The sequence below is a fragment of the Propioniciclava sp. MC1683 genome, assembly GCF_014164675.1.
In the GTDB taxonomy this organism is placed as follows: Bacteria; Actinomycetota; Actinomycetes; order Propionibacteriales; family Propionibacteriaceae; genus Propioniciclava.
Genome location: NZ_JACJFX010000011.1, coordinates 1 through 4,149, shown reverse-complemented (window position 1 = coordinate 4,149; position 4,149 = coordinate 1). Strand labels below are relative to the sequence as shown.

At 68.7% G+C, this 4,149-nt stretch carries 4 protein-coding genes and 1 pseudogene; 2 read left to right on the top strand and 3 right to left on the bottom strand.

Annotation, left to right across the window (positions count from 1 at the left end; translation table 11 throughout):
• Positions 1-247: 247 nt before the first annotated feature.
• Positions 248-994: pseudogene (locus H5397_RS19110) on the top strand (IS1634 family transposase); the annotation flags it as partial.
• Between the two features lie 431 nt (positions 995-1,425).
• On the opposite strand, the gene H5397_RS19105 reads toward H5397_RS19110, so the two are convergent.
• A complete protein-coding gene (locus H5397_RS19105) occupies positions 1,426-1,794 on the bottom strand; it encodes a nuclease-related domain-containing protein (RefSeq protein WP_375539424.1) in 369 nt (122 codons plus the stop codon).
• Between the two features lie 518 nt (positions 1,795-2,312).
• Between H5397_RS19105 and H5397_RS08945 the strand changes: the two genes are divergently transcribed.
• The gene (locus tag H5397_RS08945; RefSeq protein ID WP_182816720.1) at positions 2,313-2,471 is read left to right on the top strand and encodes a hypothetical protein; all 159 of its coding nucleotides are present in this window, start codon (positions 2,313-2,315) and stop codon (positions 2,469-2,471) included.
• A gap of 26 nt (positions 2,472-2,497) precedes the next feature.
• Here the strand turns inward: H5397_RS08945 and H5397_RS08940 are convergent, their stop codons facing one another.
• Both H5397_RS08940 and H5397_RS08935 read right to left on the bottom strand, forming a co-directional pair.
• A complete protein-coding gene (locus H5397_RS08940) occupies positions 2,498-2,866 on the bottom strand; it encodes a hypothetical protein (protein ID WP_182816718.1) in 369 nt (122 codons plus the stop codon).
• 1 nt (position 2,867) lies between these two features.
• Positions 2,868-3,845, bottom strand: a complete 978-nt coding sequence (locus H5397_RS08935) for an NAD(P)-dependent alcohol dehydrogenase (RefSeq protein WP_255438761.1) — start codon at positions 3,843-3,845, stop codon at positions 2,868-2,870.
• Between the last annotated feature and the right edge of the window lie 304 nt (positions 3,846-4,149).

The window sequence follows — 4,149 nt, the reverse complement described above, 5'->3', positions numbered from 1 at the left end:
GACCTGAGTTGGACCTCTGCAGCGGATTTCGGGGTTTCGGCCATGTATCGCGGCTAGTCAGTCGCATTTGGGCGTCGGGTTCGGGGCACTAAAGGCCCGGTAGGATCGCCCGGTGAGCCCGTTCCTGCGGAAGGTGAAGACCGCTTCGGGGGCCACTGCGGTGCAAATCGTCGAGAAGCGCCATGGGGTCCGCACGATCCTGGAGCACCTCGGGTCCGCCCATGATGAGGCCGAGTTGGCGGCGTTGATGCGGGTCGGCCACGACAAGCTGCACGCGAACCAGCCGGCGCTGGAGTTGCCCGGCGAGCGGGGGGTGCGGCCGGGGGTGGCGGTCATCGAGGGGAAACGCTCCCAACTATTGGTCGACGTGGTCCGTGACTCGTGGGGACGACTCGGGTTCGACGCCATCGAGGATGAGGCGTTCTTCCAGCTGGTGCTAGCGCGTCTGGTGGAGCCCACGTCGAAGCTGGACAGCTTGCGGGTCATCGCGGAGCTCGGGCTGGTGCCGGTGCACCTGTCCACGGTGAAACGCTGCCTGAAACGCTGTGCTGACAAGGGCTATCGCGACAAGATCGCGCAGGCGTGTTTCCAGCATGTGTGGTCCGAACAGGGCGGTGATGTGTCCCTGCTGTTATACGACGTCACGACGTTGTACTTCGAGACCGACACCGAAGACGACCTCCGCAAGGTCGGGTTCAGCAAGGAACGTCGGGTCGACCCACAGATTGTGGTCGGTCTCCTGGTGGACCGCACGGGCCACCCGTTGGAGATTGCCTGCTTCGAGGGCAACAAGGCCGAAACGCACACGATCATCCCGGTCATCAAGGCGTTCCAGCAGCGGCACGGTGTGGCCGACATGGTGGTCGTCGCCGACGCCGGCATGCTGTCGGCGGCAAACCTGAAGGCGATCGACGAGGCCGGGTTGCGGTTCATCGTCGGGTCCCGCGTCGTCAAGGCCCCGCACGACCTGGCCAAGCACTTCCGCTGGCACGGCACTGCGTTCACCGACGGCCAGGTCATCGACACGATCACGATGCGCTCCACCGCCCCCGACCCCAACCGCGTGAAGACACGCGCCGAGCCGGTGTGGGACCCCGCGGTGCATCCCACGGCGTGGCGAGCCGTGTGGCAATACTCGGCCAAGCGAGCAGCCCGGGCGCCCGGACGGTCGCGAAGCCAGCGGTGGATCGCGACGTCGATCTGGGATTCATCCCACTCCGGGTTTTCCCGCGCCAGCCGAGCGCGCATCATCTGCTCGCCCACCTCGAACAACTCCAAGGCGGTGCGCAGGCGGCTGGCGGCGCTCCCCATGCGAGGAACTCTAGTGCGCCACCCGAGCGCCCCTGTCTGGCTAGCGGGGAAACGCTTCGTGCAGGTCCCACTGCAGTCCGGCAATGCGTTCGGCTGCGAGAGGACCCGGTTGCCTCAGGGTTTCGCGCAACTTTCGCGGATGGACGACGTCAACGTCTTGCACCGAAAAGGTGCCGCCCAGGAGGGGCCAGTCGGCGTCCAAGAAGCACAACACCCCGCGGACTTGGACGTCTGGGTGTGGTGCCAGTGCGTCGCGGACCAGCTGGCCTGCTTGTGGACCCCATCGACCAGCGGCGACCGATTACGTCCCCCAACCAGGAGGAGCTCTCGCCGAGGACTGAAGAGGCCACCCTCGACGCGCAACGTGGGCCGCTGGTTGCGGTACCGCTTCGCATCGATGACGAATACGCCCAACCGGCTGATGGCGATGTGGTCGATGTTGGCCCGGCTCCTTGGGATACGGCGGTCGTTGAGGACCCGCACATCCTCGCCCGCCACCTGACGCAACGACTCCCCCACCGACTGCTCGCCGGACGCTCCCTGCGCCCAGGCCTTGGTGCTCTGAGGGTCATCGAAGACCGCCAACAAGACTTTCCCCAGGCCAGGCGGGGGTGGGCCGACGTCACGCGGTCGTGTCTTGCCTGGTGCCGACGCTCGAACTCGCGCGCCGCGGACGCCCCTGCCTCACCCTCCACGTAGCCCAGTTCCACCCGCTCAGGGGCAGCCGTCGGAGCGCTGTGGCAGCCCAAGCAGCGCACAACCTTGGCATCCCGGTCCCAGATGGCCTGCACCCCCGCCGCGAGCGCGACACCGCAGCCGGCGCAAGCTCCGTCGTACCGCAGGCGCATGCGTTTGACGCTGGCCCCGCTACCGGTGGTCATGTCGAGAGCCTAACCCGGCAGTCGAGGCTGAGCCGGCCAAATGGGGACCGCCCGAATGCGTGCCATGGCACCCCAACGGGCGGTCCCCTTTGCGGGGTCGGCCAGCGAGCCGCACTGGCGTTGGCCGAACAGGTCACCCAGATCCACTCCCCCGCCGCTCACAGCGCTCCGGCCGATGCCCTCACCGCCGAGCAGGCCTCGGCCGTCGCGTGGCTCGCGGTCGTCATGAACGCTTGGAACCGCGTCGCGATCACCAGCCACTACCCCGTGGGGCCCTGACCCCATCGCGATCGCGCAAGCCCGGGTCAGTGCGCCAGCCCCACCCAGGCCTGCCAGGCGAGAAAACCGTTCAACACCCACCCGACCACGATCAGCACGTTGTCGTACAGGCCCTCGTACGGCAGCGCGATCGCGTTGAACACCACGAGTCCGACGCACGCCAGGAGCGTCGTCCACAACAGCACGGTCGCGGGCAGCAGCAGCGACAGCAGCATCATCGCGATAGGGATGATCATGAAGGCGGCCGCCACCAGCCACATCCAGGGCTGGGTGGGCTGCCCCTCGATCCGGCCGGGCCGGTAATGGCCGGCGAAGATCCGCAGCACGTCGCCGAGCAGGTAGACGAACATCAGCGCGGCCCAGCCGAACGCGAGGATGATGCGTAGGGCGTCCACGTCACGGCCTGACGATCAGGCTGCCGACCTTGCGGCCGGAGTCGACGCGGGCGTGGGCTTCGGCGATGCGGTCGAGGGGCAGGACGTCGTCGAGGACGACCCGCACCTCCCCCTTCGCGACGAGATCGAGCAGGTGAGCGAGGTCGGAGGCACGCTCGGGGCCACTGCCGGCCTTGACATTGCCGCGGGCCAGCACGGTGTCAGCCAAGCTGGCCACCGCCAACAGCAGCACCCCGTCGGGGGTGAGCAGCCGGCGCCCGGTATGACGGTCGAGGACCCCCACGGCGTCCAGCACCACATCGAACCGGTCGGGCAGCGTCGTGACGTCGACGGCCCGGTGGTCGATGACGCGCTCAGCGCCGAGCGAGCGCACCAGGTCGGCGTTGGCCGCCGAGCAGCCCCCCGTGACGGACGCCCCCGCCAGCCTCGCCAGTTGCACCGCCATCGTGCCCACCGCCCCGGACGCCCCCACGACCAGGACACTGCGCCCCAGCTGCACCTCCGCCCGGTCGCGGAGAAACCACAGCGCGGTCAGGCCACCGAAGATGACGCCCGCGGCGTCGTCGTGGCTCACACCCTCGGGCACCGACACGACGCGGTCGGCGCGCACGGCCACGAACTCGGCGTGCGCCCCCATCGCCATGCCGGTGGTGCCGGCCACGACGTTACCGGGAGCGACGCCGGTGACGTCCGCGCCGACGGCCTCGACCACCCCCGAGAAGCTCCCGCCCAACACTGGGATGCGCGGCAGCCGCACCCCGAACATGAGCGGCGCCACCCCGCCGAACCCCCGGGGGAACCGGCGCCCGCGGATGCGGGAGTCGGCCGAGTTCACGCTGGCGGCGACGACGCGCACGAGCACCTCCCTGGGGCTGGGCGTCGGGATCGGGCGGTCCTCGATGCGCAGCACCTCGGGGCCGCCGAAGGTGTCGTGCACCGCGGCCCGCATCGCGCTTACCTTACGGGTGTAAGTCGTCATGGTGCGATGCTAACCTTACGACCGTAAGTCACGCAAGGAGGACGCATGCAGGCCCGACCCGGACTTTCCCCTGAACGCATCGTGGACGCCGCCGCCCGTGTTGCCGACGCCTCAGACCCTATGAGTGTTGCGGGGTGTGGCTGGGGATTGTGAGGCCAGGGCCCCGCAGTGCAGATTCGTGGATCATCCCCGAGGTGGGCTCGGGGTGCCGACATGCATTGGGAGGCCCTGGTGTTTAACGAGCGTACGGCGATTGGTTTGGATGTGCACGCCCGGTCGGTGCGTGCTGCGGCCTTGGACACGG

Bases quoted from the DNA above. Each gene is read 5' to 3' on its own strand.
- H5397_RS08935 (WP_255438761.1), bottom strand. From the start codon at position 3,845: ATGACGACTTACACCCGTAAGGTAAGCGCGATGCGGGCCGCGGTGCAC.